Here is a 25,295-nt window from a genome sequence, read left to right on the forward strand (position 1 = left end):
CTCTGGTTCCCAGCAAAGCTCAACCTGCGAAGCTCGCCTTGTTCCCGCCAGGGGTCCGGGGGGCTGCTAGCGGATAAAACGGTGCCGAAGCCATGGACGCGGAGGGGCTCGAACCCCCGACCTCCACGATGTCAACGTGGCGCTCTAGCCAGCTGAGCTACGCGTCCGTAAGGCAAACACCATGATAGAGCATCCATCCCACTTTGGGACGGGCGGTGGTACGCTTTGGTGTGTTCGCCGCGCTTTGAGGTTTGCTTTGCAAGAACTGGTTCAGCAGCTGGTCAACGGCATCACCCTTGGCAGTGTGTACGCCCTCATCGCCCTGGGCTACACGATGGTTTACGGCATCCTGGAACTGATCAATTTTGCCCACGGCGAAGTGTTCATGGTTGGAGCTTTCGTCGCCCTGGGGGTGTTCGTGGTGCTGGGCGGCGCAGGGTTGCCCTGGTGGTTGCTGCTGCTTGCGGCTCTGCTGTGTGCGATGGCCGTCTGCTCGCTGCTGGGTATGGGGCTTGAACGCCTCGCCTACCGGCCGCTCCTGAGCGAAGCGAAACCGCTCGGGGCGGTGGAACTGGGCGTGATCGCGGCAAGCGGCAGCGGCATCTGGTGGCTGTACCATCAGCTCAAAGGCGGCCTATCCCAGGCGGAGTGGTGGTTGGGGCCGGCGGTGGGTCTGGGGGCCGCCGCCGCGTTTTGGGGGCTTTTTGCTTACCTTGGCCGCAGCGGTCCGGCGCGCAAGACGCCGCGCCTGTCGCTGCTGATCACGGCGCTGGGGGCCTCGATTTTGCTGCAGAACGCCATGCGCCTCATCGTCGGCAGCCGCGATCGGATCCTGCCCGAGGTGCTGCCGGCGTGGAGCTTTACGCTGGCGGGGGTGCAGATTACCGCGCCGCAAATACTGACGGTGGGGGTGAGCGTTACGGCGATGGTCTTGCTCACCTGGCTGGTGCAGAGCACGCGCTTGGGCAAGGCGATGCGCGCCACGGCCCAGGACATCGAGGCGGCCCAGTTGATGGGCATCAACACCCGCCTGATCATCGTCATCGTCTTTGTCCTCGGCTCCAGCCTGGCGGCGGTAGCAGGGGTTCTGTTCGGCATATTCTTTAAATCGATCAATTTTTTCATCGGCTTCCAGGCCGGTCTCAAGGCGTTCACCGCCGCGGTCTTGGGAGGAATCGGCAACATTCCTGGGGCGGTGTTGGGAGGGCTGTTGCTCGGGTTGCTCGAATCACTGGGGTCGGGCTATATTTCGAGTGAATGGAAAGACGTATTTGCGTTTATAGTGCTGGTCGGTGTGCTTTTGCTTCGCCCCTCGGGGCTTCTGGGCGAGAATGTGCCCGAAAAAGTTTGATCGTTCGCGCCACCAAAGTTCTCTGAACATGTCAGGTCGGCTTGCTTGCCCGAAGAAGGCCGAGCGATTGCCTGGTCGGCCTTTTTTTGCTATGACCGTTCGGTGCGGGCAACCTGAGACCGGCTGCCGCGATCACTTGGAAAGGTCGAATGGACGAATTGCTGGTGGACAACGGAACCGACGGGGGGCACCGGCGGGCGCTTGAGCAAAGCGAATTGCGCTACCGGCAGTTGGTCGAACTGTCCCCCGACGCGATTTTCGTGCAGTGCGAGGGCAAAGTCGTCTTCATCAACGGGGCCGGGGGCCGGCTGCTGGGTGCAGAGACGTCCGCACAGATCGTCGGTAAGCCGGTACTCGAACTGATTCATCCGTGCGATCGCGAGGCGGTCAGGCGGCGTATGGAACTGCTGCAGGCCGGTACGGCGGTGCCGCTGCTGGAGGAACGGTTTTTGCGCCTGGACGGCACGGTGGTCGAAGTCGAAGTGCTCGCCTCGGCGATGACCTACCAGGGCAAACCCGCCGCCCATGTCCTGGCCCGCGACATCGGCGAGCGCAAGCGCGCCCAGCACGAACGCGAACAACTGCTGGAGCGGCGGCGGCAGGCCCTTGCCACCGCCGAGCAGAGCGAAGAGCGCTACCGGTTGCTCATCGAGGCGATCCCGCAACTGGTGTGGACGACGACCGCCGACGGCCGGTGCGACTATCTCAGTCAGCAGTGGGTCCATTACACGGGCATCCCGGAGGCCGAACAGTTGGGTATGGGCTGGCTGGCGGCCGTCCATCCCGAGGACCGCCCTCGGGCGAGCGCCTGCTGGCTGGCGGCGGTGGCCGATCGCGCAATTTATGATCTGGAGTACCGTTTGCGGGCGGCGGACGGCTCCTACCGCTGGTTTAAGACCCGGGGCAGGCCGGTCCGCGACGCCGGCGGCCGGATTGTCCGCTGGTTTGGCACCTGCACCGACATGCAGGATCAAAAAACCGCCCAGGAGGAGCGCGAGCGGCTCATCGCGCACCAGCAGCAGTACGCGGCGCGCCTCAAAAAACTCTCAGAAGCGTCGCTCGCCATCAACCTGGCCCTTTCGGTGGAGGAAGTGGTGGAGGTGATCACCTTCCAGGCCAGTGCGATCATCGGCACCCACCAAGCGGTGACAAGCATGACCATCGACGCCGACTGGGGCCGGGCAATCAATGCGGTCTATCTCTCAGAAAAGTACGCCGCCTGGCGCGATTTTCGCGGCCGACCGAACGGAGCGGCCATCTACGCGCGCGTGTGCGACACCAATCGGCCGATGCGCCTGAACCAGGCGCAACTGGATGCACACCCGCACTGGCGGACCTTCGGCAACGCCGATACGGAACACCCGCCGCTGCGCGGTTGGCTTGCGGCCCCCCTGGTGGCCCGGGACGGGCGCAATATCGGGCTTATCCAGCTTTCGGACAAGTGCGAGGAGGAATTTACCGCCGAGGACGAGGCGATCGTGGTGCAGTTGGCTCAGATGGCCTCGGTGGCGATCGAGAACGCCCGGCTATTCGAGGCGGAGCAGACCGCCCGCGCCCTTGCAGAGCAAGCCCGCCGCGAAGCGGAAGCCGCCAACCGCGCCAAAGACGAGTTTCTGGCGGTGCTCAGCCACGAGTTGCGCACTCCCCTCAACCCGATCATCGGTTTTGCTCAGCTTTTGCGCCGCAAAAGCGGTCTGAGTGCGGCAGACTACCGGGCGCTTGAGACTATCGAGCGCAACGGTCGCCTGCAGGCGCAACTCATCGACGATGTGCTCGATGTGTCGCGCATCATCTCGGGCAAGATGCGCGTCGAGTTGCGTGCGGTCGACCTGTTGCCCGTGGTGGCTGCTGCCATCGAAGCGGTGCGCTCCCCGGCCGAGCTCAAGGGCATCTGCCTGTCGGGCCGGCTCGACGATGGGGCGACGGCGGTGGCAGACCCGACCCGGATGCAGCAGGTGGTCTGGAATTTGCTCACCAACGCGATCAAATTTACCCCCGAGGGCGGCCGGGTGGTGATCGATCTGTGCCGCGGCGACCGCACGCTTCTCATCCGCGTGAGCGACTCGGGTATCGGCATCAGCCCCGACTTCTTGCCCTACGTCTTTGAGCGCTTTCGCCAGGCGGACGGCACCAGTACCCGCAAGCACAGCGGCCTGGGGCTGGGTCTCGCCATCGTGCGGCACATCGTGGAATTGCACGGCGGCGCGGTAAGCGCCCAGAGCGACGGCGTCGGTCAGGGCACCACTTTTTGCGTCGAGTTGCCGCTCTATACCTGTGAACCGACAGCTTAACGGCCTACGCTCCGAACAGCCGCCGGTAGAAACCGGCGGAAAAATCGCCGGGAGAGCCTCCTGCGGCGAGCGATTCGGCCAAAAAACCGACCAGTTCAAAAGTCGGCAGTACCATCTCGCGTTTGAACGAGCACGCGCCTTCCCGAAAATCCAACCGGCACTGGGTCGGATCGACCGGTAAACTCCGAACGTCCCAGCGAGCCGACCAGGGCATCGCCGCCGCCCCTTCGATTTGCCGCACCCCCTCGAGGCCGCCGCGCTTGAACAGTGACAGCGCACCCGGCAACGCCGGACGGCGGGCGGCCTGCATATAGGGCAAATACACCGCAAGCTCGATTGGGGCGATGGAGCGGGTCTCGGGACTTTCCATGGTTCCTGCCGGGTGACTTGGTCCAAGAATACCCAGCCGCGCAACCGGATCCGACTACTTGCCGCGCTTTTTGCCCCGCGGTTCGATCACCGTCAGATCCGACGGGACGAAGCGCACGTGCTTGATCCAGGTGGCACCGCCGAAGATCACCCCCACGTAGCCGTCGACGACCTTTTGAATCTGGCCTTCGAAGCCGTAATAAAGATCCCGGGGGTTGATCACTTTGACCGGCATGCCCGGACGCAATTCGGGGGTCACGGCACGTTCCTCTGCTGCGGTTGTTTTTTCAAGCTAGCACTAGAACAGCGCCCGCCACAGCGGCGGCAGCAGGATACAGGCGGCCACCACCAGCGCCGCGCTCGATCCGACCAGCACCGCTCCGGCGGCGCAGTCCTTAGCGATACCCGCCAGACGGTGGTACTGATCGCCCACGATCAGATCCACCGTCGCCTCGACGGCGGTGTTGATGAGTTCAAGGGCCAGCACAAAGGCGACCGTGAGGCCGATGACCGCCATCTCCAACAGTGTGATGCGCAAGCAGGCCCCGAGCATAAAGGCCATCGTGCCCACGATGAGATGAATGCGAAAGTTGCGCTGCGTGGCCGTGGCGTAGAGAATGCCGCTCCCGGCGTAGGTGAAGCTTTTGGAGAGCGTTTCGGCCACCTGCCAGGATTGCCGGCGCCGGATCGTTCTTTTAGCCGACTGGGTAGACGCTTGGCCAGTCATAGACAACGTTCACTCCTTTAAGCAATCGCGCTTGCTGTGTCACCATGGCCCGCCAGCTTTGCTCGTCCGGGTGGTCCCATCCCAACAGATGCAACAGACCATGGACAGCCAACCAGGCCAGTTCCACTTCTAAAGTGTGCCCGAATTCGCGCGCCTGCCTTGTCGCCGTCGGCACAGAGACGACGATATCCCCAAGATACAGGGGCTCCTCCGCAATCAGCGCTTGTGTGTCGTCCGCTTCAAATTCAAAGGAGAGGACGTCCGTGGGGGCATCGACGCCGCGAAAGCGGGCGTTGAGCCTGCGGATCTCAGCGTCGTCGGTCAGGCGCAAGGTCAACTCCACCGCCCCCGCCGATTGCAACTCCAGAAGCCACTGGTCGAACCAAGATTGCCAGCGCGCTTCCCCAACCGGGTCATCGACCGCAGCCTGGATGCACAACTCGACAGCCGTCGGCACAACCGCCATGCTTGGGGTACTCGCAAGATTGATAAGAAATTTAACACACTTGGCCCCAGTTCCCAAATCTTCCCCAAGGCGATAGGCTCTTGCCATGGGTACCTTGGTCTACTGGTGGTTTTGCGGCAGCTTTGTAGTCGCCTTGAGCCTGCACCTGACGGCAAGCCTGCTGATCGGCGTCTGGTGCTTCTGGCGCGAGGAGAACCTGGTGGATTGGCACGGCAACTTGATGCTCGCCGCCCTCCTGTTTGGCATCGGCGGGACGATCGCCGCTTACTTGCTGCCCACGAACAGCTAACGCACCGAGAGGCTCGGATCGGCTCGGGGCCAGGACCGTGCCGCCTTCGGTGCAACAAAACTTATCTTCAGGTGCTGTTGATCTCCACCGATCGATGTGGTTTCTTTGTAACCGAAGATGCCGAAGAGCGACACCGCGATTTACCTAACGCAATGTTTGTTAATATCGCTTGTCTAGGGGCTCTGGTTGGCTTGGCTGGGTGGGGGGTATGTTGAAAGGCCAGGGACGCTGCGGGGTAGGGTTGGGGTCAGTTGTTTTATACGATTGCGCTCTAGGGCTCCCGTGCGGTCGTGGCCGCATGTCTAATGACCCGACGACGGACAGTAGCCGGTCCGCTTTGGGTTGACTGTTACGGGAGTGTCTACATGAGTATTCGGGGAACCAGTGGCAGTACTGTGGCGCGTCCGCGCTTGTTTCGGACGGTGATGACCGAGACGATCAACGGCATCAACGCCGAAGATCGCTATCCCAACTCCGGCGAAGTGTCCCAGCTCGATCAGTTTTTTGGCGACGGCCAGCGCCGCATCGCCATCGTGGCAAAGCTGACCGAGAATGCCGAGATGATTGTCTCGCGCGCCGCCAACCGCATCTTCGTGGGCGGCAGTCCGATGGCCTACTCCGAGCGTCAGAAGGCCAAGGCCAAGAGCCCCTTGGCCAACGACGAATTCGGCAACGAGCCGATTGTCGAGGACCGGGGCGGGTTTTTGGAGTCGCTCAAGTCGATTTTTTCGACCCGCGGCGGCGGTGGCCGGGCGAGCGCCGATTTTGCGGTGCCCCCCGACTTTGAACCGATCAACATCGCCCGCTACGGTCCGGAGCGGATGCAAAAATCGATCCGTGACCTCGACTGGTTCTTGCGCTATACGACCTACGCCATCCTGGCGGGGGATCCGAGCATTCTCGAAGCCAACTGCCTGGGTCTGCGCGAAATCCTCGAAAAGTCCTGCTCGATCAGCGCCACGATCGTCGCTCTGCTGGAGATGCGCAAGAACGCGGCGCGCCTATTTAAAGACGAAGCCGACAGCAAGCTGGTGTCTTCTTACATCAGTGTCGTCATCCGCGCCCTCGACGCCGACCGCTCCGACGCGCCCGCCGATATCGTGCGTCCCAGTTCGGAGGACCGGCCCGGCCTGACGCTGCCCTACATCTACAAGCTCTCGGCCGATTCGCTGACGACGTTCAAGATGACGGCCATCTACGGCGCCGACGGTCGGCCCAAGGTCAACCTTTCCTCCGACGAAAAAGAGCGCGTCGTGCGCGCCGCCTACCGCCAAGTCTTCGAGCGTGACCTCAAAGCTTACGGCCAGTCGGTCTCAGAAGCCGAATCGAAGGTCAAAAACGGTGAAATCTCGGTGCGCGAGTTTGTCCGCCGCCTGGGCAAATCCGAGTTGTACCGGCGGGAGTTCTACCAGCCGTTTATCAATTCGCGCGTGCTCGAGCTGGCCTTCAAGCACTTTTTGGGCCGCGCACCCGAGTCGCGCGCCGAGGTGCAAAAGTACTTTTCGATTATTTCAAGCCCGATCGTGCGCGGCCAGTCGTCGATGCCGAGCGGCGGTCTCTACGCGCTCATCGACGCGCTCATCGACTCCGAAGAGTACACCAGCATTTTCGGTGAAGACACGGTGCCCTACCTGCGGAATCTGGGGGTCGAAGCCCAGCCTTCCTGGAACTGGGGCGCGGCCTACGACCTGTACAACTACGCCGCTCCCCGGCGCAAGGTGCCGCAGTTTATCACCTTGTTCGCCGACTACACCCAGCCGCTGCCGAACCAACACCCCTACGGCGCCGGCAACGACCCGCTGGAGATCCAGTTCGGCGCCATCTTCAAAAATTCGACCATCAACCCCGCAGAGCGGGCTGCGCCCATCGGCAAGGACGTCAAGCGCATCTTGATTCGCAACGGCAGCCCGACTTCCAACGAGCGGGGCAATCCCACAGGCATGAGCGAAGGGGCGACGACGCTCGGACCTAAGATCTTCAAGCTCACCCAGAACGTCGGCTTCCGCTCGAAGGGCATGGTGCAGAATGCCGGGGTGGTGACGGTTGAGGGCAGCGTCCAGGCGCTGATCACCGCTGCCTACCAGCAGATCTTCGGCCGCCAGCTCTACCAGGGGCAGCGCTTGAAGGTGGCCGAGATCAAGCTCGAAAACGGTGAAACCACTGTTAAAGAGTTCGTGCGCGCCCTGGGCCGCTCGGAGATCTTCCGCAAGCTCTACTGGGAACCTTTTTACGTCTGCAAGGCGATCGAGTACATCCACCGGCGGCTTCTGGGCCGTCCGACCTACGACCGCGTCGAGAACAACCGCTACTTCGACATCGCCTCCAAAAAAGGCTTCTACGGTGTCGTCGATGCGATGCTCAACTCGAACGAGTACCAGGAGGTCTTTGGTGAAGATGTGCTCCCCTACGAGCGCTACTTGACCCCCGCCGGTCTGAGCCTGCGCAAAGGCCGCTTCGGTTCTTCCGATGTGCTCACCACCCCCGGTGGGATCACCCCCCGCGGCGACGCAGCGCGGATGATGGACAAGATCCAGGAACTGGGCACCCCCATCAACGAGCGCAGCATCCCTGAGATGTACGTCAACCAGGGGGTACCGGCCCTCAAGCGCCAGCGCAAGGTCTTCAAGCAGTCGCAGGCGACCGACCGCGAATCGTTCGACGCCCTGGTCACCGCCGCCTACGTGCAGGTCTTCGACAAGGACATCGCAAGTTATATCCGCAGCGAGTTCAGTGCCCTCGAAAGCCGCCTGCGCAACCGCGAGACCTCCGTCAAAGAGTTCGTGCGGCTATTGGGCTTCTCGGCTCTCTACCGCAAGCAATTCCACGACCGCTACCCCAACACCAAGGTGGTCGAGTTTGCCTTCAAGCACTTCTTGGGCCGCGCCGTCAAAAACCAGGCGGAGCTTATCAAGTACCACGGCTTGCTTGGCCGCAAGGGCATCAAGGCGCTAATAGGCGCCCTGGTCGACGGCGAGGAGTACGGCCGGCTCTACGGCGAGGACACGGTGCCCTCGTGGCAGTTTCCCACCCTGCCCGCCGCCAACTACCCCAACTCGGTGGAACTGTACAACCGGTTTACCCGCCAGGACGACAGCCTGGTGGTGCCGAGCTTCAAGCCGATTCGCTCCAAGATGGACATCGCCTCGATGCCGCTGGTCCAGGCGGCCCTCAAGGAGCAGCAGGCCACCAAGACCGCCCTCGACATGAGCAGGCCGATGTTCCTCGAACTCGGCCGCTCCTTCAAGGGTGCCGACGGCCAGTCGGTGGAGGTGGGTGTGGGCACCCTGCGCCGCCAACTGGAGCACATCTACCGGATTGCCCCCGACGCGACCCGCAGCGAAAAGGACGTGGCCATCAACGCCATCTATCGCCAGGTGCTCGATGTCTTCGCCGGTATCCCGCCCAGCTATTTGCGCCTGAGCGAAGCGGAGTCCAAGCTCAAGAACAACGAAATTTCGGTGCGCGAATTCGTCCGCCGATTGGGTCGTTCGGAGAACTATCGCAAACGGTTCTTCGAGCCCTATTCGAGCCCCAAAGTCGTCGAACTGCTCACCAAACACTTCCTGGGCCGTGCCCCAATCTCCCAGCAAGAAATCAGCACCTACGTGCAGATTCTCGGCACCAAGGGATTGGCAGCGGCGGTGGATGCCATCGTCGAGTCGCCCGAGTATCTGACGATCTTCAACGAAGATATCGTCCCCTACCGGCGCTACCCGACGCTGCCCGCGGGCAATTACCGTGCCAGCGTGCGCGTCAACGACGAGGAGTTGATCAGCCAGTCCTGGTCGAGCCTATCGCCGACCTACACGGGCTACCAGTACGTGACCCGATGAGCAAGGAGAAAACCGTGTCTACCATGCTGCACCCTGTCATCTGTCACAATTTCAGCTCCAACTGCTCGAACGTATGTCATTCTGGGGATTGACTCAAGTTTTCCGGGTTTACGACTCGGAGATGCATCCGTCTGCCCATCAACTGGGGATGAGTGGAAGGGACAACGAAGGAGAACCCAGTCGCAACTGACCACTAAGGGAGGAAGACCTTAATGAGCGTTCTTACCAAAGCGATTGTCAACGCTGACGCCGAGGCCCGCTACCTCAGCCCCGGCGAACTGGATCGCATCAAGTCCTTTGTCGCTTCTGGTGAACGGCGCCTGCGTATCGCTCAAACGCTGACCGAGGCGCGCGAGCGCATCGTCAAGCAGGCTGGCGACCAGCTGTTCCAGAAGCGTCCCGACGTCGTCAGCCCCGGCGGCAACGCCTACGGCGAAAAGATGACCGCCCTGTGCCTGCGCGACCTTGACTACTACCTGCGACTGGTGACCTATGGGATCGTCGCCGGCGATGTCACCCCGATCGAAGAAATCGGCATCATCGGCGTCAAGGAGATGTACAACTCCCTGCAGACCCCCATCCCGGCCGTGGCTGAGGGTGTGCGCGCGATGAAGAACGTCGCGACCAGCCTGCTGTCGGGCGATGATGCCGCCGAAGCGGGCTTCTACTTCGACTATCTCGTCGGCGCAATGCAGTAACCGGATCCTCAGCGAGCACCCATCAGGAGTACGACAACCATGCAAGACGCTATCACCGCCGTCATCAACAACTACGACGTCCAGGGCAAGTACCTCGACGGCGCCGCCCTCGACAAGCTCAAGGCCTACTTCACCACCGGTGCGGTGCGCGTGCGCGCCGCCGCCGTGATCAGCTCCAACGCGACGACGATCATCAAAGAAGCGGCCGCCAAGGCGCTCATCTACTCCGACCTCACCCGCCCCGGCGGCAACATGTACACCACCCGCCGCTACGCCGCCTGCATCCGCGACATGGATTACTTCCTGCGCTACGCGACCTACGCGATGCTGGCCGGCGACCCGTCGATCCTCGACGAGCGGGTGCTCAACGGCCTCAAGGAGACCTACAACTCCCTGGGCGTGCCGATTGCCGCGACCGTGGGCGGCATCCAGGCGATGAAGGAAGTGGTGGGCGGCCTGGTCGGCCCCGATGCCGCCAAAGAAGCGAGCATCTACTTCGACTACCTCTCCTCCGGTTTGAGCTAGGTTTACCGGCTGAAGCGGGGGGCGGCACCCGCCCCCTTCGCCCCAACCGGTTATCTCAAGGAGAACCACCATGAGTCGCTATTTCAAAGTGACGGCCTGCATCCCCAGCCTCAAGCGGGTGCGCACCGGCCGCGAACTGCAGAACACCTTCTTCACCAAGTTGGTGCCCTACGAAAACTGGTTCACCGAGCAGCAGCGGATCCAGAAAGCCGGGGGCAAAGTCCTGAGCGTCAAGCTCTTCACCGGCGTCCAGGGCGCCAACACCGGCGTCGGCGCCTGAAGCGGCCGAACCAAACTGTTTGACACCAAAAGCTCCGGCCGCCGGGGCTTTTTTGTTGGAGCATGCCTTGACATATGCAATTTGTTGCATCAAACTATGGATATGCAACAAATTGCAGCGGCCGGTGTGAAACGCCGGGTTGCTGTTGTAGGCAGGAGTTTTGGCGATGACTCAGGTGATGGCCGGGCGTTATACCGCCCGGGTAGAAGGGTCTTTTGTCGTTTTTCTGATCGGCATGCGGATCAATCAATTTTGGGCCTTGGGCAAATGGGTACCGACGCTGCGGGCGATGGGGCCGATGCTGCGCAGGCTCTACCGCAACCCGGAGAAGGGCTTTTTGGGGGGTGAGACGTTTCTCTACTGGCGCGGTGTGGCACTGGTGAGTTATTGGCGATCATTCGAGGAGCTCGAAAAATTTGCCAGAAGCCCCGACGAGCCGCACCTGCAAGCGTGGCAGCGCTTCCAGCGCTCGGTAGGTACCGACGGCAGTGTCGGGATCTGGCACGAGACTTACCTGGTCGAGCCGGGCCGCTACGAGGCGATGTACGGCAACATGCCGCGTTTCGGCCTCGCAGGAGCCACCGAGCACATCCCGATCGCCGGGCGAAGGGAAACGGCCCGCGGCCGCCTGAAGGCCGATTGACCCAGGGCTGAGGTGCAGAGAGCCGGCCGACCCCTGAACTTGGAGAAGCGATTGCCATGACTTATTCCAAATTTAATTTCTTGGGTTGAATTGCAGATAACCGCTCCACATCCAATCTTCGCCGACGGGCTCGGCGTGTACCCGCTCCAGACGCATCGCTGCGTGCATCTTGGCGAAGCCCTCACCGGCGACAGGCGTGTAGGCCTGCGCTCCGCCCACCAGGCAGGGAGCGACGAAGCAAATCACCTTCTGCACCGACCCGTCCGTCAGAGCCGACCAGGCGAGGGTGCCGCCGCACTCCCAGAGCACCGACACGCAGGGGTAAGAAGCGAGTTTTTCGAGCACGGCGGCGGGGGTGAGTTCGTCCAACACTTGCACTTCCACACCCAGCCGCTCCAGGTGGGAACGCATCTGGGGGTCGCCCTGCGCTCCGGTGAAGACCAGGGTGGGGGAGGGTGTTTGATCCAGCCACAGCCGCGCCTCGGCCGGCAAGGCCAGGGTGCGAGAGAGAACGACGCGCAACGGGTTGCGGCCCTCAGCCAGGCGGACGGTGAGTTGCGGATCATCCAAACGCACGGTGTTGCCCCCCACGATCACCGCGTCGGCGAAGGCGCGCAGACGGTGGGTACGGGCGCGGGCCGCCTGGCCGCTGATCCAGAAGCTGTGGCCGGTGCGCGTGGCGGTCTTGCCGTCCAGGGTCATGGCGTACTTGAGCACCCCGAAGGGCCGCCCGGTGCGCATGAAGTGCGAAAAAGCCTCGTTGAGCCGCTCGCAGCGATCGGAGAGTACCCCGACGCTCACTTCGATTCCGGCGGTGCGCAGTCGCTCGAGGCCGCGGCCGGAAACGATTGGATTCGGATCGACCATACCGATCACCACGCGCTGCAGGCCCGCTGCGACAATTGCTTCGGTGCAGGGCGGGGTGCGGCCGTGGTGGTTGCAGGGTTCCAGATTGACGTAGAGCGTGGCACCTCGGGCCAAATCCCCGGCGGCCCGCAGGGCAAAGGCCTCCGCGTGGGGTGCACCCGCCTTCGGGTGAAAGCCTTCACCCACGGCCAGCCCATCGTTGACCACCACCGCCCCCACCAGCGGATTGGGCGTCGTACGGCCCCAGGCTTGCTCGGCGAGGGCGAGGCAGCGCTCCATCCAGTCTTCGTCGCTCACGGCTACCATCCGAAACTTTTTTAGATCTACACGCCCCAAACCAAGACGTCACGGTTCTCCGGGCCGATTTTAAGGCTCGTAGTTCCGCCAACCCAGCTCTTCGAGGCGGGCCTGTTTTTTCTCGACCGCCGTGCGCAGCCGCTCGCGATAAGCGACGATTTTTTGCTGCAACACCGGGTCCGCCGTCGCCAGGATCTGCACAGCGAGCAGACCGGCGTTGCGGGCGTTGCCGATCGCCACGGTGGCCACCGGAATGCCTGCGGGCATCTGGACAATCGAATAGAGCGCATCGACGCCCCCCAGGGCGGTGACCGGTACCGGCACTCCAATCACCGGCAGGGGTGTGAGGGCCGCCACCATCCCCGGCAGGTGGGCCGCCCCGCCCGCCCCGGCCACGATCACCTTCAAGCCCCGGGAGTGGGCGGTCGCCGCAAATTCAAACATGCGCTCCGGCGTGCGGTGGGCCGAGACGATCGCCACCGAACAGGGCACCTCGAATTCGGTGCAGACCTCGGCCGCCGCCTTCATCGTGGGCAGATCCGAATCGCTGCCCATGATGATCCCCACCAGCGCAGGATGGGTCATTGATTGCCCCTAGTCCCAACGCCTAACGCACGGCACCTCATATCCCCAGCGCCTCGCGGGCGGCGAGGGCACGCTCGTAGGCCACCGCCGGGTCGCGGGCGACGGCGGTGATGTGGCCGAGCTTGCGGCCGGGCCGGGCGCCGCGCTTGCCGTACCAATGCACTTTGACCCCAGCGAAGGCGAGGGCCGCCGCCAGATCGGGTTCGGCCTCAGGCGCGTCGCCTTCGGCCAGAATGTTCACCATCACCGCCGCCGGACTGTGCATGGATGGGTCCGCCAGCGGCCAACCGAGCACGGCGCGCAGGTGCTGCTCGAACTGGCTGGTGGTGCAGGCGTCGAGGGTGTAATGGCCGGAGTTGTGGGGGCGGGGGGCCAGTTCATTGATGCTCACCTCCCCGCGGGCGTCCACAAACAGCTCGACACCGAAGATGCCCACTCCCTCGACCGCCTCGACGGCGGCGCGGGCAACCGCTCCGGCGCGCTCGCGGATCACTTCGTCCACTGGAGCCGGGGCGATCACAGTGTGGCAGACGTGCCGACGCTGGCGCGTCTCGACCACCGGATAGGAGCGCACCTCGCCGGTTGAGGAGCGGGCCACCATCACCGCCAGTTCCCGTTCAAAAGTCACGAACGCTTCGACCATAAGCGGTTGACCTGCGAGGGCCTCCCAGGCGTCCTCCAGGTGCGCGGGGTTCTCGACGATGCGCACGCCGTGACCGTCGTAGCCCTGAAGGCGGGTCTTGAGCACCAGCGGCCGGCTTCCTCCCCACGCCCGCACCGCCTCCAGACTCGGGGCGGCGGCGAAGCGCGGCACCGGCAATCCGGCCGCAGCCAGATGGGTGCGCTGGTGCAACTTGTCCTGGATGCGCGCGAGGGTCCGGCTGGCGGGCCAGACCCGGCAGCCATCCGCCTCCAGCTGGGCGACCAGCAGCGGCTCCACCCACTCGTTTTCGAACGTGACGATGTCGGTGATCCTGGCCAGGGAGCGCAGGCTCTCGATGTCGTCGAACGCCCCCTCCAGTGAGACGGGCACCACCTGGGAGGCGGGGCTGGCCGGATCGGGGTCGAGCACCACCAGCCGCAATCCCAGGGCATGGCCCGCCAGGGCCATCATCCGGCCAAGCTGGCCGCCCCCGACAATACCGACCGTCGGCAGGCCCGTCCGCCCTGCTGCCGGTCGCACAAGCTCCGCTTCCAGTGCCCCACTTCCCATCATCACGTTGCGCAGATCAAAGATCTTTATCTTAATCGCAATCGGACACAGACCCTGGCGGTGGCGGACAGGACGGCCCCCTATACTGATAGAATCAGTAGCCCGGTTGGCACCCCATGAAAGACAAACTTCGCGAGTTCGCATCATTGGAGAAGGATGTGCGTGTGAAGGCCACCAGCACCATCTGGGGTTGCGCCACCGGCATGCTGGCTATCTGCATTCCGCTGGTCTCCATCGCCGGGGACGGCCCGGCCCTGTTGCTGCCCCTGGCGGTGGCGGTGGGTGCGGCGGTGGCCACCGCCTTTGTCTGGAAGTCGCAGCCGATCTCCGGCGGTGCGCAGACATCGCTGCCTTCTGCTTTGCGCCTGCGGCAACTCGAAGAACGCATCGCCAACCTGGAGACCATCGCCCTCAGTGGCGAAGAAGCGCTCAAAGCCCGCTACCGGCAACTCGAGAAAGCCGAGTGAGCCGCAGACGGTGAGAAGCTCCCAGCGCCAACCGCTTGCGCCATAGCGTAGGCTTTTCGTTTCTTGGGCTCGGTAACCCGGTCGCCTCTACGAGCTTGGATTGTGTCTAACTCACCGCTGTGAGGGATCCCCCACGCGCTCCGCCAGATGATCAAAATAGGGGCCAAGCGCCTGCTGCTCGGCGACCGAAAAATGCTGCAAACTCGCCCCTCTAAGGCAGTGAATGCCCAGAAGCATCGCTCCAAGCGGCACTCGCAACTCCTGATACAACAGGTGCAGGTAGTGCACGCCTTCGGGGCTGGTGAAATTCGGACGGCGGGCGGCAATGCCGTAGGTAATCGAACGCAGAAAATGCCAGTAGTCGCGCCAGCAGGCTTCGGCGCGCACCGAAGGATAAAGATCGCCCCCAGGTTCGGTGATGCCGGGGAATTCCTCCAGCACCTGCGAGCGGGCCGCAGAGACGATGGGCCTGGCACGGTCGCGCAAAAAACGCACCGTCTCCAGCGCAGGTGCCGCCTCCGGAAGCAGTACAGCCAGACGGTCCAGATCGGAGTCGGTGAGATAGCGGCTCTCGGCGTCGGCGGTGCGCAGCAGGGCGAGGGCCTCGGCGGGATAGGCACCCTGCCAATCGTCAAAACCCATGATTTTGGCTTTGGCGATAAGGACTTTAACCTGATCACTCAATGGCGATTGCATGGTCTCGCTCTCCAGAGGTTGTTCAAGCCATCGCCCGCTTTTGTAGCTGTGCAAGCGCCATGGCCACCACCCGCTGCAATTCGCCCGACTCGCGGGCCAGTTGGGCTTCAAGCGGCCCAAGGGAGGTCGGATCGCCAATCTTGGCCAGCGCCAGGGCAGCGGTTTTGCGCACCTCGGGGCTCGGGTCGGTCAGCTGTTCGATCAGCAACGGCACGGCCGGTTGGTGGGCCAGGGTGCCCAAGGCCGCCGCCGCCTCGGCCCGCACCCCAGGGGCGCTGTCCGTGAGCGCCGATTCGAGCAAGGCGACGGCGCGATCGTCGGTCGTCTCCTGGGTGAGGTTGGCGACGGCGGCAACGACGGCGGTGCGTACGGCAGCGGCCGGGTGGGTGTAGGCGGTGTACAGGTGTTCGGCCACCTCGGTCCCCATAAAGGCGAGCGCCCAGGCAGCGTGGCCTTTGGCGGTCTCGGAGTGCTCGGAGGTGAGCAGGGCAATCAACTGCGGCACCGCCGCTTCGCCCATCTTGGCCAGGGCACCGGCGGCGGAACTGCGTACGACCGTGTCCTCGTCGTGCAGCAAAGCTTCGATCAACACGGGCACCGCCCGCGGGTCGCTGGTCTTGGCGAGCGCCTTGCCGCAGGAGCGGCGTACCACCGGGTTGGAGTGGCGGGATAAGCCCTCCAGCAGCATCGGCACCGCCGGCAGGCCAATCTTGCCGAACGCTTCCACCAGACCCAGACGCACCATGCCGCGGCTATCGGCCAGCGATGCGACCATCTGCCCCAAAAGGGCGGTGTCAGAAGTGTCGAAGGTGCCGATGGCCAGTAGGGCATTCACCCCATCGAGCAGTCGGTCGGTCGCCTCGGCGGTGGGCACCAACGGTTGCGGGTCGACCATGGCTACTCCGCCGTGGAGGCGGGCAGCGCGAACGGTTCGCCGGCACGCAGCGCTGTGAGCATCGCATCGATGCGGTGAATCTCGGGATGCTTCTCCAGATGGCCCATCGTCACCTGTTTTGGCACCTTGGCCAGCTTGGCGATGTGCAGCGCGTCGTCGATGATCCGCCGGCGATACTGTTCCAGTTCGGCGATCACCGCTTCAATCTCTTGCTCGGAGGCGGGGGCGGCCGGTGGGTCAGACATGCTTGCTCCTTGCGTCGTCACCAGCCATAGTAGCGCCCGCACCTATCTGTACCGGGAAGCAAATCATTGTTAAAAATGGTAAAAACTGCTACCGGATATACCCATGGACATCGACGCGGTCCGCGAAGCTCTTGCAAGCGACAACCCGCAGGACCGCCTGCGGGGATTGACCCAGTTGCGCAACAGCGACCCCGAGACGGCGGTGCCGCTGTTGCTCGCCAAGCGGCGCGACCCCGAATTTATGGTGCGCTCGTTTGTGGCGATGGGACTCGGGCGGCACCGCACCGAGGAGTCCTTTGCAGCGCTGCTGGAATTGCTCAAAGGCGACGGGGACTATAACGTGCGCGCCGAGGCGGCCAATTCGCTGTCGATGTACGGCGAGAGCGCCCTGCTCCATCTGCTGGAAGCGTTTCGCTTCGACGATCAATGGCTGGTGCGCCGCAGCATCCTGGCGGCGCTGATTGAATCGCCCCACACCGAAGCGCTTTACCAAATCTGCGTCCTCGCCCTCGAAGACGCCGACCTGACTGTGGTTGAAGCGGGAATCGACGGATTGGGGGCGCTCGGGCGTACCGAAAAGCGCGCCGAGGCGCTGGCGCTGCTGCTACCCAAGGTGGGAGACCAGGAGTGGCGCACGCGCTACCGTGTCGCCCGCGCCCTGCAACCCCACGCGGACGACCCGAGGGCGAAGGCGGCACTTGCCTACTTGGCGCGCGACGAGGACCGGCGCGTTGCCACAGCGGCGGGTTCGCAGTAGAGGCTCAGCTTTCGAGGCTGGCGCGCGTCGTGGTGCGCGTAAACGGGTTCCAGGTGTCCAGTTCGCGGGCCGGGCGGGAAGTGAGGCGGGCTTTGGCCGCGTCGCTCAGACCGATGGAGCGACTGAAATCCGCCCCGGCAATGCTCGGGATGTCGTTGAGTTCGGTACCGCGCAGATCGGCGGCACGCAAGTCCGCCATCTGCAATTCGGCGCCGTTGAGGCGCGCCTCGCGCAGATCCGCGCCGGTCAAAAAGGCTTTTTGCAGATTCGAACCGCTGAGGATGGCGCCTTGCAACCTGGCGCCGCTCAGATCCGCGCCGCTGAGGTACGCGCCGCGCAGATTCGCGCCTTCGAGATCCGCCCCGCGCAAGTTGGCGGTGTTGAGATACGCTCCGCTCAGGTTGGCGCGCGGCCCGACCGCCCCCGAGGTGCGGTAGACAAACTCCTCCGGCCAGCGCGTGGCACCGTCGTACCAGGCGGCCTGCAACTGGGCGCCCTCCAGGCGGGCACCGACCAGGTCCGCTGCGCGCAAATCCGCCCGGTTGAGGCAACTGCGCTCCAGAGTGGTCCCCGACAGATCGGCGTGGGAGAGGTCCGCTCCGCGCAGGTCGGCACCCGCAAGCCGGGCGCCCTGCATCTGGGCGCCGCTCAAATCGGCACCGATGAGCACAGCACCGTCCAGGTTGGCTCCGCGCAGATCCGCCCCGGCAAAGTCCACCCGCTGGCCGTCCAGCCCGCTCAAATCCAGATTTTGCAGATCGGCCCCGCGCAGAGCGCCACCCGCGGCAATCCGGGCTTGGACAGCCTCACGGTCCGGCAATGCCGGTTGAGCAGGGGGAAGCGAGGAGGATTCGGCCATGGTGCGGTGCAGAAAAACCCATCGGAGTCATCGTAGCCTGGCGCCGTCGGTGGACACCCGCGGGCGGGTCCGCTACCATGGCGACCGGGCTGCCCAGGCGCCCGAGAACCGCTTTTTTTGCCAGTGCAATGCGATTTTCTCCACCGATGACGATGATGGATTTCTTTCGCAAAAGCGAAGGAACCTGGTTTACGCAGCGGACCGTGCACCACTTCGACGCCGTCGCCGACGAATCGGGCGAGTCGAATTTGATCGTGCGGGTGCTCGAAGCGGACAACCCGCTCGTTCTGCAGGTGTGCGAAGCCCAGCGCATCGACCCGGCCCGGGCGCTTGGCGGGGCGGCCTTCACCTGGCAGGACAACCTGGAGACCGACGATCCCGGCCCGAACCGCGCCGCCGTCCTGGTGGATTTACCCACCGACGCAAGCCGCCGCAGCGGTCGATTGCTGCGCAACCAGGGCTATGTCGAAAACATTCCGGTCGCGAGCCGCTACGCCTTTGCGCCCGACGGTGTGCTCACCATCGACACCGAGTACGTCAACAACCAGGGCCAGGAGCGCTGCTGGTTCATCAGCGATCACTTTCGGATCCGGGTGAGCACCGTGCGCCTGATGGGCGGTGTCAACCTGATGACCTATTGTTCCGAACGCCGCTGCGTCCTGCCGGACAGCCTCGAAGCGCTGCGCAGCCGCCACGCTGCCGGGGTGGCCGCCCCCAGATAGATTAGTATCGATTTATTTTGCATTGAGCGGGTGCTGAGCCCGGCAAATCTGCCCGATTGTATGGGCTAAGCCACCTCCGGCGCTCCTCCGGTAGCGTATTACGTATTGTTGCTTTCTTTCGCAATGGGCTGCCGCGCCCGGGGGCGCATTTTATGCTCTGGTAGAGAAAGCTTGGGGCGCAGTTGGCAAAATATGTATAGGCCGTTTCTTGAGCATTTGCAACAGAAATTGCAGTCGAGTTTCGATTTGCAATCCCTGACGATTCCGGCGGGACTAGACTATCGAATCAGCGAGCGCGGCCGCGAGTCGACGACGATCCGCAGCTGGTGCTACACCTGCTCCGAGCTGCGCAAGATTCGCTACACCTACATCGACGGGGGCGAGCACGCCCAGGTATTTAACAGCGTTATCTACCCAGCCCACCGCTACGACCTGCCCCTTCTGGGCATCGATTTGCTCGCGTTCGGCAAGAAGAAAAATCTGATCGTGCTCGACTTTCAGCCGCTGTTTCGCGACAAGGCGTACCTGGCGCGCTATATCGAGCCGATGCGGATCCTGCGGGAGCGCTACGGCGATGTGGCCCAGGATGTCGAGATGAAGTTCTACGACGCCAATCAGTACTTCTCTAAGTACCTGCTCTTCGCGCGCACCGACGCTGAAACGGTGGCGGGCCGCGTGTTTACCGCCTACTGCGACTACTTGGATCTTTATTGGCAACTATTGGCTTCGGCGGCACCTTTGGGCGATGCGCAGGATATCCGGCGGATCGTCAAGGCCCAAAAAGACTACGACCAGTACAGCGCCGATCGCGACCCCGCCTCGGGACTGTTCAGCAGCTATTTTGGCCACGAGTGGGCCGAGCGGTTCTTGTACGAATTTTTGTTCGAAGATGCGGTGCCGCTGGCGGTGGGCCAGCCCGGGCGATGACCCTGTACGAACCGTTTCTTGAGCGCGCCCAGCAAGTGCTCACCCGGCGGCTGGAACTGGCGCCCTATCCGATTCCGGTGGGTTTCGAGCGCAAGGAGGCGCTCGTGCGCGGCGAGGCGGTCGTGACCACGAGCACCGCCTGGCAATCGCCCAAGCTCCGGCAGATTCGCGCCGCCCACGTCCAGGGCGGTGGTGCGCTGCAGGTGCTCAACTTTGTCATCTCCCCCCGGCTGGAGTATGATTTGCCCTTCTTTGGGGCGGATCTGGTGACCCTGCCGGGAGGGCATCTGATTGCCCTCGACATGCAACCCTTGTTTCGCGACGACCCGGCCTACCAGGCAAAGTACACCGAGCCGATTGTGCCCCTGTTCGAAGCGCACCGCGCCCACCTCGAGTGGGGCGGTGACTTTCCGGAGGAGGCGCGGCCGTTTTTCTCGCCCGCCTTTTTGTGGACGCGCCCAAAGGAGACCGGCACCGTCGAGACGCGCGTGTTCGCGGCCTTCGTCGATTATCTGAACGCTTATCTGGACTTTGTCGAGCGCGCCGAACCTGTGACGCACCCCGAGGGGCTCGCGGCCGTCGAGCGGGCCCAGCTACGCTATTTGCACTACCGGGCCGAAAAAGATCCGGCGCGGGGGATGTTTCGGCGCTTTTACGGACCGGAGTGGACCGAGGAATATATCCACGGTTTTTTGTTCGATCTCGAACGCCGCCGGGAGGCTGTCCACCGTTAGGGTTGGGACTGTTTTGGCTTTTAAAGCGCTGCTATCATTGACGGCGAGTCAGCGGCTCACAAATCTTGTCTGTCAATCGAGAGAGTAGGGAGAACGCGCCATGTCAACTGTCCTTGATGACCAATCCAAGGCCTACGCCCCCGGTTCCGCGAACGGACCGACCGCCGGGCTGGAACCCTTCGTGCGCATGTCGCGGATGATCCGCTCCGGGGTGCCGGAGGATCGCGAGGAGCCCGACGAACTGTGGCTTTCGATGGTGCGCGATATCTTCGGCCGCGGTTACATGGACCGGCTGAGCCAGACGCGCGCTATCGACTACAGTGCGTTTGTGCGCCCCGCCGATCAGGCGACCGCCGACGGGGCCGCCCAGACCAAATTGGGGATCACCGCGATTGCCCCGGATCAAGGCGTCGAGTTGCGCCCGAATTTTACCGAAGCCGATGTGATAACGGTAATCCGCGCCGCCTACAAACAGCTTTTCGGCAATACCTACATTCTCGAGTCCGAGCGGGTCATCCAGGCAGAGTCGCTGTTGCGCAACGGCTCGATTAGCGTTCGCGAATTTATCCGGATCCTGGCCAAGTCGGATCTGTACAAGGAGCGCTTCTTCCGCTGCACGTCAAACAACCGCTTCATCGAGCTGAACCTCAAGCATCTGTTGGGCCGCGCTCCCTACAACCAGGGCGAAATCGCCGAGCACCTCGATCGCTACTGCCAGTCGGGCTATGACGCAGAAATCGATTCTTACATCGACTCCGACGAGTACCGGCGGGTGTTTGGCGAAAATACCGTGCCTTACTTCCGCGGCTTCAAGTACCAGGTCGGTCAGTCCGCCGCCGCCTTCGAGCGCATGCGCGCCCTCTACAGCGGCGATGCCGGCAGCGACACCGACCGCAACCAGAACGGCCAGCGCACCGAACTGACCTCCGGGCTCGCCGATCCGGCTCAGCCCGTGCGCGCGCGCACGGACTACGCCCTCACCCGCGTCGATATTCCGGGGGGTAACGGTGCGGCCGGTAGGCTCGCTGCTCTCGACGAGAGCCTGGGCAGTTGGCTCGATGCCGCCCGCGACCTGATTTCCCAGAACGACTACAGCCAGAAGGCGATCGAAGTCGAGCCGAAGCGGGTGGCACCCTACGCGCAGTATCTGACCCCCGCCGTCGAAGCCACCCCTGACGCCGCCGCCCAGACGAAGCTCGGCATTACCGCCGTCGCTCCCGACCAGGCGGTCGAGTTGCGCCCCAACTTCGGCGAAGCCGAGGTGCAGGCAGTGATCCGCGCCGCCTACAAGCAGATCTTCGGCAACACCTATATCCTCGAAGCGGACCGGGTGGTGATTGCAGAATCGCTGTTGCGCAACGGTTCGATTAGTGTCCGTGAGTTCGTGCGATTGCTGGCCAAGTCGGATCTGTACAGGGACCGTTTCTTCCGCACCGCCTCCAACAACCGCTTCATCGAACTGAACTTCAAACATTTCCTGGGCCGCGCTCCCTACAGCCAGGCGGAAATCGGCGAACACTTCAACCGCTATCACAAGTCGGGTTACGACGCGGAGATCGATTCTTACATCGACTCCGACGAGTACCGGCGGGTGTTTGGCGAAAATACCGTGCCTTACTTCCGCGGCTTCAAGTACCAGGTCGGCCAAGCCGCCCGGGGCTTCGACCAGATGCAGCAGCTGTTTGCCGGGGATGCCGGCAGCGACACCGACCGGGGTATCGGCGCCCAACCTGCCGCCAAGCTCACGTTTCCCCTCTCGCGGCCGCTCGGGGTGACCTCGGCCTACTTCCCGTCCTCCCAGGGCGGGGCTGCCACCAGCGACGGATTGGAGATGTTCACCCGCATGGCCCGGGAGTTGACCGTCACCCCCGTCTCTGCCCGCAGGACGACGTCCCCCACCGCCCCCACCGCCCCGGCGATGCCGCTGGCGGGCTACTACAGCCGTCCCGCCCCCCGGGCGACCGCCGACGGGGACGCCCAGACGAAGCTCGGCATCACGGCGGTGGCCCCCGCCCAGGCGGTGGAGTTGCGCCCCAATTTCGGCGAGACCGAGTTGCAGGCAGTGATCCGCGCCACCTACAAGCAACTGTTCGGCAACACCTACATCCTCGAAGCCGATCGGGTGGTGCAGGCAGAATCGCTCTTGCGCAACGGTTCGATCAACGTGCGCGAATTTGTGCGGTTACTGGCCAAGTCCGAACTGTACAAGGAGCGCTTCTTCCACTGCACCTCCAACAACCGCTTCATCGAACTCACCTTCAAGCACCTGTTGGGCCGCGCCCCCTACAACCAGTCGGAGTTTGTCGAGCACCTCGACCGCTACCAGAAATCCGGCTACGACGCGGAGATCGATTCTTACATCGACAGTGATGAGTACCGGCGGGTGTTTGGCGAAAATACCGTGCCCTACTTCCGCGGCTTCAAGTACCAGACCGGTCAGGCCGCCGGGGTCTTCGAGCGCACCCTCAAGCTCTACGGCGGCGATGCCGACAGCGATACCAATCGCAATCGGCAGGGCCAGCTGCGCCAGGTAGACCCCCAGGAACTGCTGCGCTCAGGTCGCGGTATCGTATAGTCAATTCCTCATTCTCTAGCGCTTGCTGCGCATCGCTCATCGGTGCGCAGCAAGCGCTGGGAATTTTTGATGGTAAACAAATCTGTAAACACGGTTCTGTCACAAATGTCACAAATCTTGACGATTCAAGATGCAACTTTGAACAATAATACGTAGGCGAATGTCTAGCGAGGAGGCAGTGCATGGCCATCGGTCCGGCATCAGAGCTCGGTATCAGCCTGTTTGAAGACACAGATCCAGTTGAGTTGAAACCTGGGCGCTCCGTTGAAGAAGTGGAAACGGTGATTCGGGCGGTTTATCGACAGGTTTTGGGCAACGCGTATGTGATGGAGAGTGAGCGGCTGGTCGTTCCCGAGTCGCAGCTGAAGCTCGGGGAGATTAGCGTGCGCGAATTTGTACGCGAAGTCGCCAAGTCCGAATTTTACCGCAAGCGTTTCTTCGACGCTGTTCCTCGCTACCGCGCCATCGAGCTGAACTTCAAGCACCTGTTGGGCCGCGCTCCCAACAGTTATGCCGAGATGGCCGAGCACAGCAAGATCCTCGATGCCGGTGGCCACGACGCCGAGATCGATTCGTATCTTGATTGCGACGAATACCAGGACGCCTACGGCGAATTGACGGTGCCTTTTTATCGGGGCTACCGCAGCCAGCCGGGCCAGACGATGGTCGAATTCACCCACATGTTCAAGTTGCTGCGCGGCGCTGCCACCAGCGATAAAGCGAGCCTGCCGGATCTGGCCACTCCGCGGCTCAATCGCCTGATCATCCAGGGAACGGCGGTGCCGGTGCTCACCATCAACACGCTGCCCACCTCCGAGAAGACCCAGTACAACGTGCTGACCGGCAACTCGGAGTGGGCGAGCAAGGTCCTGCGCATCACGGTGGGCCAGGCCCCCGTCCCCACCGACGGCCTCGACACCTACGATCCGAGCGACAGCAGCTACTCGGTCGTCGTACCGCTCAACCGCATGCTCACCGAGATGCAGAACATCAAGCGCAAGGGCGGGCGCATTTTGAATATCACCTCCATCGTCGCCTAAGGGCCGATAGCAGGAGAGCGCACTGCGACGGCTGTGATTTACCGACCGGAGTCCAACAGCGCAGCCGTCCTGTCCGTCGAGCGTCCCAAAAGGAGAACCGACCATGAGTACAGTGATGACCGGGGCAGTGGGTGCGGGCGATCTGGGCCTGTACCTTTCTTCGAACAGCGCCCCCGACGAAGTGGAGATCGTCATCCGGGCAGTTTACAAGCAGGTGCTCGGCAACCCGCACCTGATGGAGAGCGAACGGCTGGTACGCGACGAATCGAAGCTCAAAAACAGCGAAATCTCGGTGCGCGAATTCGTGCGCACGGTGGCCAAATCCGAGCTGTACCGCTCACGCTTCTTTGAGACCTGCGGCCCCTACCGATTTATCGAACTGAACTTCAAACACCTGTTGGGCCGCGCCCCGCTCGATCAAACCGAGATCTCGGTGCACGTGCGCCTGTGCGTCGAGCAGGGCTACGACGCGGAAATTGATTCGTACCTCGATTCTGACGAGTACCAGGACGCTTTTGGCGAGGATACCGTGCCGTTCCCGCGCGGATCGCTCAGCCAGGTAGGCCAGAAGCAAGTGGGCTTCAACCGCATGTCCTTCCTGCTGCGCGGCCCGGCCGAAGCCGACAAGGGCGTCAAAGAGGCGCAATTGCTCTACTCGGTCGCCACCAACAGCTCGACCCGCGTGCAGCCGCCTTTGCGCCCCGGCAACACAGCCAAATCGTTCCGCATCGTCGTCTCGGGCGCCAAATACACCGGTCGCCTGCGCAGAAGCACCGTCGAATATCTGGTCCCCGCCAACCACATGACAGCCCAGATCCAGCGGATCAACCGGACGAGCGGCACCATCGTCAGCATCACCGAAGTTGTCTAGCATCTAATACCTGTCTCGCTTTTGGGTGCGATTGCGGCGGGCGCGTCTTTCGCGCCCCCTTTTGAAGACGTCA

Annotated in this window: 27 protein-coding genes and 1 tRNA gene; 16 read left to right on the forward strand and 12 right to left on the reverse strand. The window is 63.1% G+C overall.

Translation table 11 applies throughout. The annotated features are described in order from the left end of the window. Positions 1-93: 93 nt before the first annotated feature. Positions 94-167, reverse strand: a tRNA-Val gene (locus tag GLL_RS06425). An 89-nt stretch (positions 168-256) separates the two neighbouring features. On the opposite strand from GLL_RS06425, the gene GLL_RS06430 reads away from it, so the two are divergent. Then, positions 257-1,351 carry a branched-chain amino acid ABC transporter permease gene (locus GLL_RS06430; protein WP_164928723.1) on the forward strand — a complete coding sequence of 365 codons (1,095 nt, stop codon included), beginning with the start codon at positions 257-259 and terminating at the stop codon, positions 1,349-1,351. 149 nt (positions 1,352-1,500) lie between these two features. Then, positions 1,501-3,642, forward strand: a complete 2,142-nt coding sequence (locus GLL_RS06435) for a PAS domain-containing sensor histidine kinase (RefSeq protein WP_011141239.1) — start codon at positions 1,501-1,503, stop codon at positions 3,640-3,642. Between the two features lie 4 nt (positions 3,643-3,646). Here the strand turns inward: GLL_RS06435 and ebsA are convergent, their stop codons facing one another. Genes ebsA through ybeY form a run of 4 tightly spaced genes read right to left on the reverse strand, consistent with a single transcriptional unit; the run spans position 3,647 to position 5,204 of the window. Beyond that, a complete protein-coding gene (ebsA, locus tag GLL_RS06440) occupies positions 3,647-4,012 on the reverse strand; it encodes a type IV pilus biogenesis protein EbsA (protein ID WP_011141240.1) in 366 nt (121 codons plus the stop codon). A gap of 54 nt (positions 4,013-4,066) precedes the next feature. Further along, positions 4,067-4,270: an NAD(P)H dehydrogenase subunit NdhS gene (locus tag GLL_RS06445; protein WP_011141241.1), complete on the reverse strand. Its 204-nt coding sequence runs from the start codon at positions 4,268-4,270 to the stop codon at positions 4,067-4,069. Between the two features lie 39 nt (positions 4,271-4,309). After that, positions 4,310-4,675 (reverse strand): diacylglycerol kinase family protein, encoded by a 366-nt coding sequence (locus GLL_RS06450; RefSeq protein ID WP_231848403.1) that lies wholly within the window; start codon positions 4,673-4,675, stop codon positions 4,310-4,312. Positions 4,676-4,706: 31 nt separating this feature from the next. Further along, the gene (ybeY, locus tag GLL_RS06455) at positions 4,707-5,204 is read right to left on the reverse strand and encodes an rRNA maturation RNase YbeY (RefSeq protein ID WP_164928724.1); all 498 of its coding nucleotides are present in this window, start codon (positions 5,202-5,204) and stop codon (positions 4,707-4,709) included. 85 nt (positions 5,205-5,289) lie between these two features. On the opposite strand from ybeY, the gene GLL_RS06460 reads away from it, so the two are divergent. The 6 genes from GLL_RS06460 (at position 5,290) to GLL_RS06485 (ending at position 11,472) form a co-directional block, all read left to right on the forward strand. Then, the gene (locus GLL_RS06460; protein WP_011141244.1) at positions 5,290-5,493 is read left to right on the forward strand and encodes a hypothetical protein; all 204 of its coding nucleotides are present in this window, start codon (positions 5,290-5,292) and stop codon (positions 5,491-5,493) included. Between the two features lie 365 nt (positions 5,494-5,858). After that, positions 5,859-9,326 (forward strand): phycobilisome rod-core linker polypeptide, encoded by a 3,468-nt coding sequence (locus GLL_RS06465; protein WP_011141245.1) that lies wholly within the window; start codon positions 5,859-5,861, stop codon positions 9,324-9,326. Between the two features lie 212 nt (positions 9,327-9,538). Further along, positions 9,539-10,024 (forward strand): allophycocyanin subunit alpha, encoded by a 486-nt coding sequence (gene apcA / locus GLL_RS06470; RefSeq protein WP_011141246.1) that lies wholly within the window; start codon positions 9,539-9,541, stop codon positions 10,022-10,024. A 39-nt stretch (positions 10,025-10,063) separates the two neighbouring features. Then, the gene (gene apcB / locus GLL_RS06475; protein WP_011141247.1) at positions 10,064-10,549 is read left to right on the forward strand and encodes an allophycocyanin subunit beta; all 486 of its coding nucleotides are present in this window, start codon (positions 10,064-10,066) and stop codon (positions 10,547-10,549) included. A gap of 70 nt (positions 10,550-10,619) precedes the next feature. Then, positions 10,620-10,829: a phycobilisome linker polypeptide gene (locus GLL_RS06480; RefSeq protein WP_011141248.1), complete on the forward strand. Its 210-nt coding sequence runs from the start codon at positions 10,620-10,622 to the stop codon at positions 10,827-10,829. A 166-nt stretch (positions 10,830-10,995) separates the two neighbouring features. After that, the gene (locus GLL_RS06485; RefSeq protein ID WP_011141249.1) at positions 10,996-11,472 is read left to right on the forward strand and encodes a DUF4188 domain-containing protein; all 477 of its coding nucleotides are present in this window, start codon (positions 10,996-10,998) and stop codon (positions 11,470-11,472) included. 72 nt (positions 11,473-11,544) lie between these two features. On the opposite strand, the gene ribD is transcribed toward GLL_RS06485, so the two are convergent. The 3 genes from ribD to GLL_RS06500 are packed head-to-tail and all read right to left on the reverse strand — an operon-like array spanning position 11,545 to position 14,404. Then, entirely contained in the window at positions 11,545-12,645 is a 1,101-nt protein-coding gene (gene ribD / locus GLL_RS06490; RefSeq protein ID WP_011141250.1) for a bifunctional diaminohydroxyphosphoribosylaminopyrimidine deaminase/5-amino-6-(5-phosphoribosylamino)uracil reductase RibD, read from the reverse strand. A gap of 60 nt (positions 12,646-12,705) precedes the next feature. Further along, the gene (purE, locus tag GLL_RS06495; protein WP_011141251.1) at positions 12,706-13,221 is read right to left on the reverse strand and encodes a 5-(carboxyamino)imidazole ribonucleotide mutase; all 516 of its coding nucleotides are present in this window, start codon (positions 13,219-13,221) and stop codon (positions 12,706-12,708) included. A gap of 37 nt (positions 13,222-13,258) precedes the next feature. Then, a complete protein-coding gene (locus tag GLL_RS06500) occupies positions 13,259-14,404 on the reverse strand; it encodes a 5-(carboxyamino)imidazole ribonucleotide synthase (RefSeq protein WP_011141252.1) in 1,146 nt (381 codons plus the stop codon). Positions 14,405-14,550: 146 nt separating this feature from the next. On the opposite strand from GLL_RS06500, the gene GLL_RS06505 reads away from it, so the two are divergent. Beyond that, the gene (locus tag GLL_RS06505) at positions 14,551-14,901 is read left to right on the forward strand and encodes a hypothetical protein (RefSeq protein ID WP_011141253.1); all 351 of its coding nucleotides are present in this window, start codon (positions 14,551-14,553) and stop codon (positions 14,899-14,901) included. Positions 14,902-15,012: 111 nt separating this feature from the next. On the opposite strand, the gene GLL_RS06510 is transcribed toward GLL_RS06505, so the two are convergent. From GLL_RS06510 to GLL_RS06520, 3 genes are read right to left on the reverse strand one after another with little or no spacing between them, the layout of a single operon-like run. Then, positions 15,013-15,597 (reverse strand): allophycocyanin subunit alpha, encoded by a 585-nt coding sequence (locus GLL_RS06510; RefSeq protein ID WP_011141254.1) that lies wholly within the window; start codon positions 15,595-15,597, stop codon positions 15,013-15,015. Between the two features lie 22 nt (positions 15,598-15,619). Continuing rightward, a complete protein-coding gene (locus tag GLL_RS06515) occupies positions 15,620-16,492 on the reverse strand; it encodes a HEAT repeat domain-containing protein (protein ID WP_011141255.1) in 873 nt (290 codons plus the stop codon). A gap of 2 nt (positions 16,493-16,494) precedes the next feature. Next, positions 16,495-16,737, reverse strand: a complete 243-nt coding sequence (locus GLL_RS06520; RefSeq protein ID WP_164928725.1) for a hypothetical protein — start codon at positions 16,735-16,737, stop codon at positions 16,495-16,497. 103 nt (positions 16,738-16,840) lie between these two features. Between GLL_RS06520 and GLL_RS06525 the strand changes: the two genes are divergently transcribed. Further along, positions 16,841-17,494, forward strand: a complete 654-nt coding sequence (locus GLL_RS06525; protein ID WP_011141257.1) for a HEAT repeat domain-containing protein — start codon at positions 16,841-16,843, stop codon at positions 17,492-17,494. A gap of 4 nt (positions 17,495-17,498) precedes the next feature. Here GLL_RS06525 and GLL_RS06530 read toward each other — a convergent pair whose 3' ends face one another. Next, positions 17,499-18,353, reverse strand: coding sequence for a pentapeptide repeat-containing protein (locus GLL_RS06530; RefSeq protein WP_011141258.1), 855 nt, complete (start codon positions 18,351-18,353; stop codon positions 17,499-17,501). A 128-nt stretch (positions 18,354-18,481) separates the two neighbouring features. Between GLL_RS06530 and GLL_RS06535 the strand changes: the two genes are divergently transcribed. The 6 genes from GLL_RS06535 to GLL_RS06560 all read left to right on the forward strand — a co-directional run bounded on the left by GLL_RS06535 (position 18,482) and on the right by GLL_RS06560 (position 25,222). After that, on the forward strand, positions 18,482-19,075 hold the full coding sequence (locus tag GLL_RS06535; protein ID WP_011141259.1) for a phycobiliprotein lyase: 594 nt from the start codon (positions 18,482-18,484) through the stop codon (positions 19,073-19,075). A gap of 192 nt (positions 19,076-19,267) precedes the next feature. Then, positions 19,268-20,002 carry a 15,16-dihydrobiliverdin:ferredoxin oxidoreductase gene (locus GLL_RS06540; protein ID WP_011141260.1) on the forward strand — a complete coding sequence of 245 codons (735 nt, stop codon included), beginning with the start codon at positions 19,268-19,270 and terminating at the stop codon, positions 20,000-20,002. Beyond that, a complete protein-coding gene (locus GLL_RS06545) occupies positions 19,999-20,736 on the forward strand; it encodes a phycoerythrobilin:ferredoxin oxidoreductase (RefSeq protein WP_011141261.1) in 738 nt (245 codons plus the stop codon). The genes GLL_RS06540 and GLL_RS06545 overlap by 4 nt, the downstream gene beginning before the upstream one ends. 100 nt (positions 20,737-20,836) lie before the next feature. Beyond that, positions 20,837-23,311: a phycobilisome rod-core linker polypeptide gene (locus GLL_RS06550; RefSeq protein WP_011141262.1), complete on the forward strand. Its 2,475-nt coding sequence runs from the start codon at positions 20,837-20,839 to the stop codon at positions 23,309-23,311. A gap of 182 nt (positions 23,312-23,493) precedes the next feature. Continuing rightward, on the forward strand, positions 23,494-24,351 hold the full coding sequence (locus tag GLL_RS06555) for a phycobilisome linker polypeptide (RefSeq protein WP_011141263.1): 858 nt from the start codon (positions 23,494-23,496) through the stop codon (positions 24,349-24,351). Between the two features lie 103 nt (positions 24,352-24,454). Next, positions 24,455-25,222 (forward strand): phycobilisome rod-core linker polypeptide, encoded by a 768-nt coding sequence (locus tag GLL_RS06560; RefSeq protein WP_011141264.1) that lies wholly within the window; start codon positions 24,455-24,457, stop codon positions 25,220-25,222. Positions 25,223-25,295: the final 73 nt, after the last annotated feature.

This window comes from Gloeobacter violaceus PCC 7421 (genome assembly GCF_000011385.1).
GTDB classification, from domain to species: Bacteria; Cyanobacteriota; Cyanobacteriia; order Gloeobacterales; family Gloeobacteraceae; genus Gloeobacter; species Gloeobacter violaceus.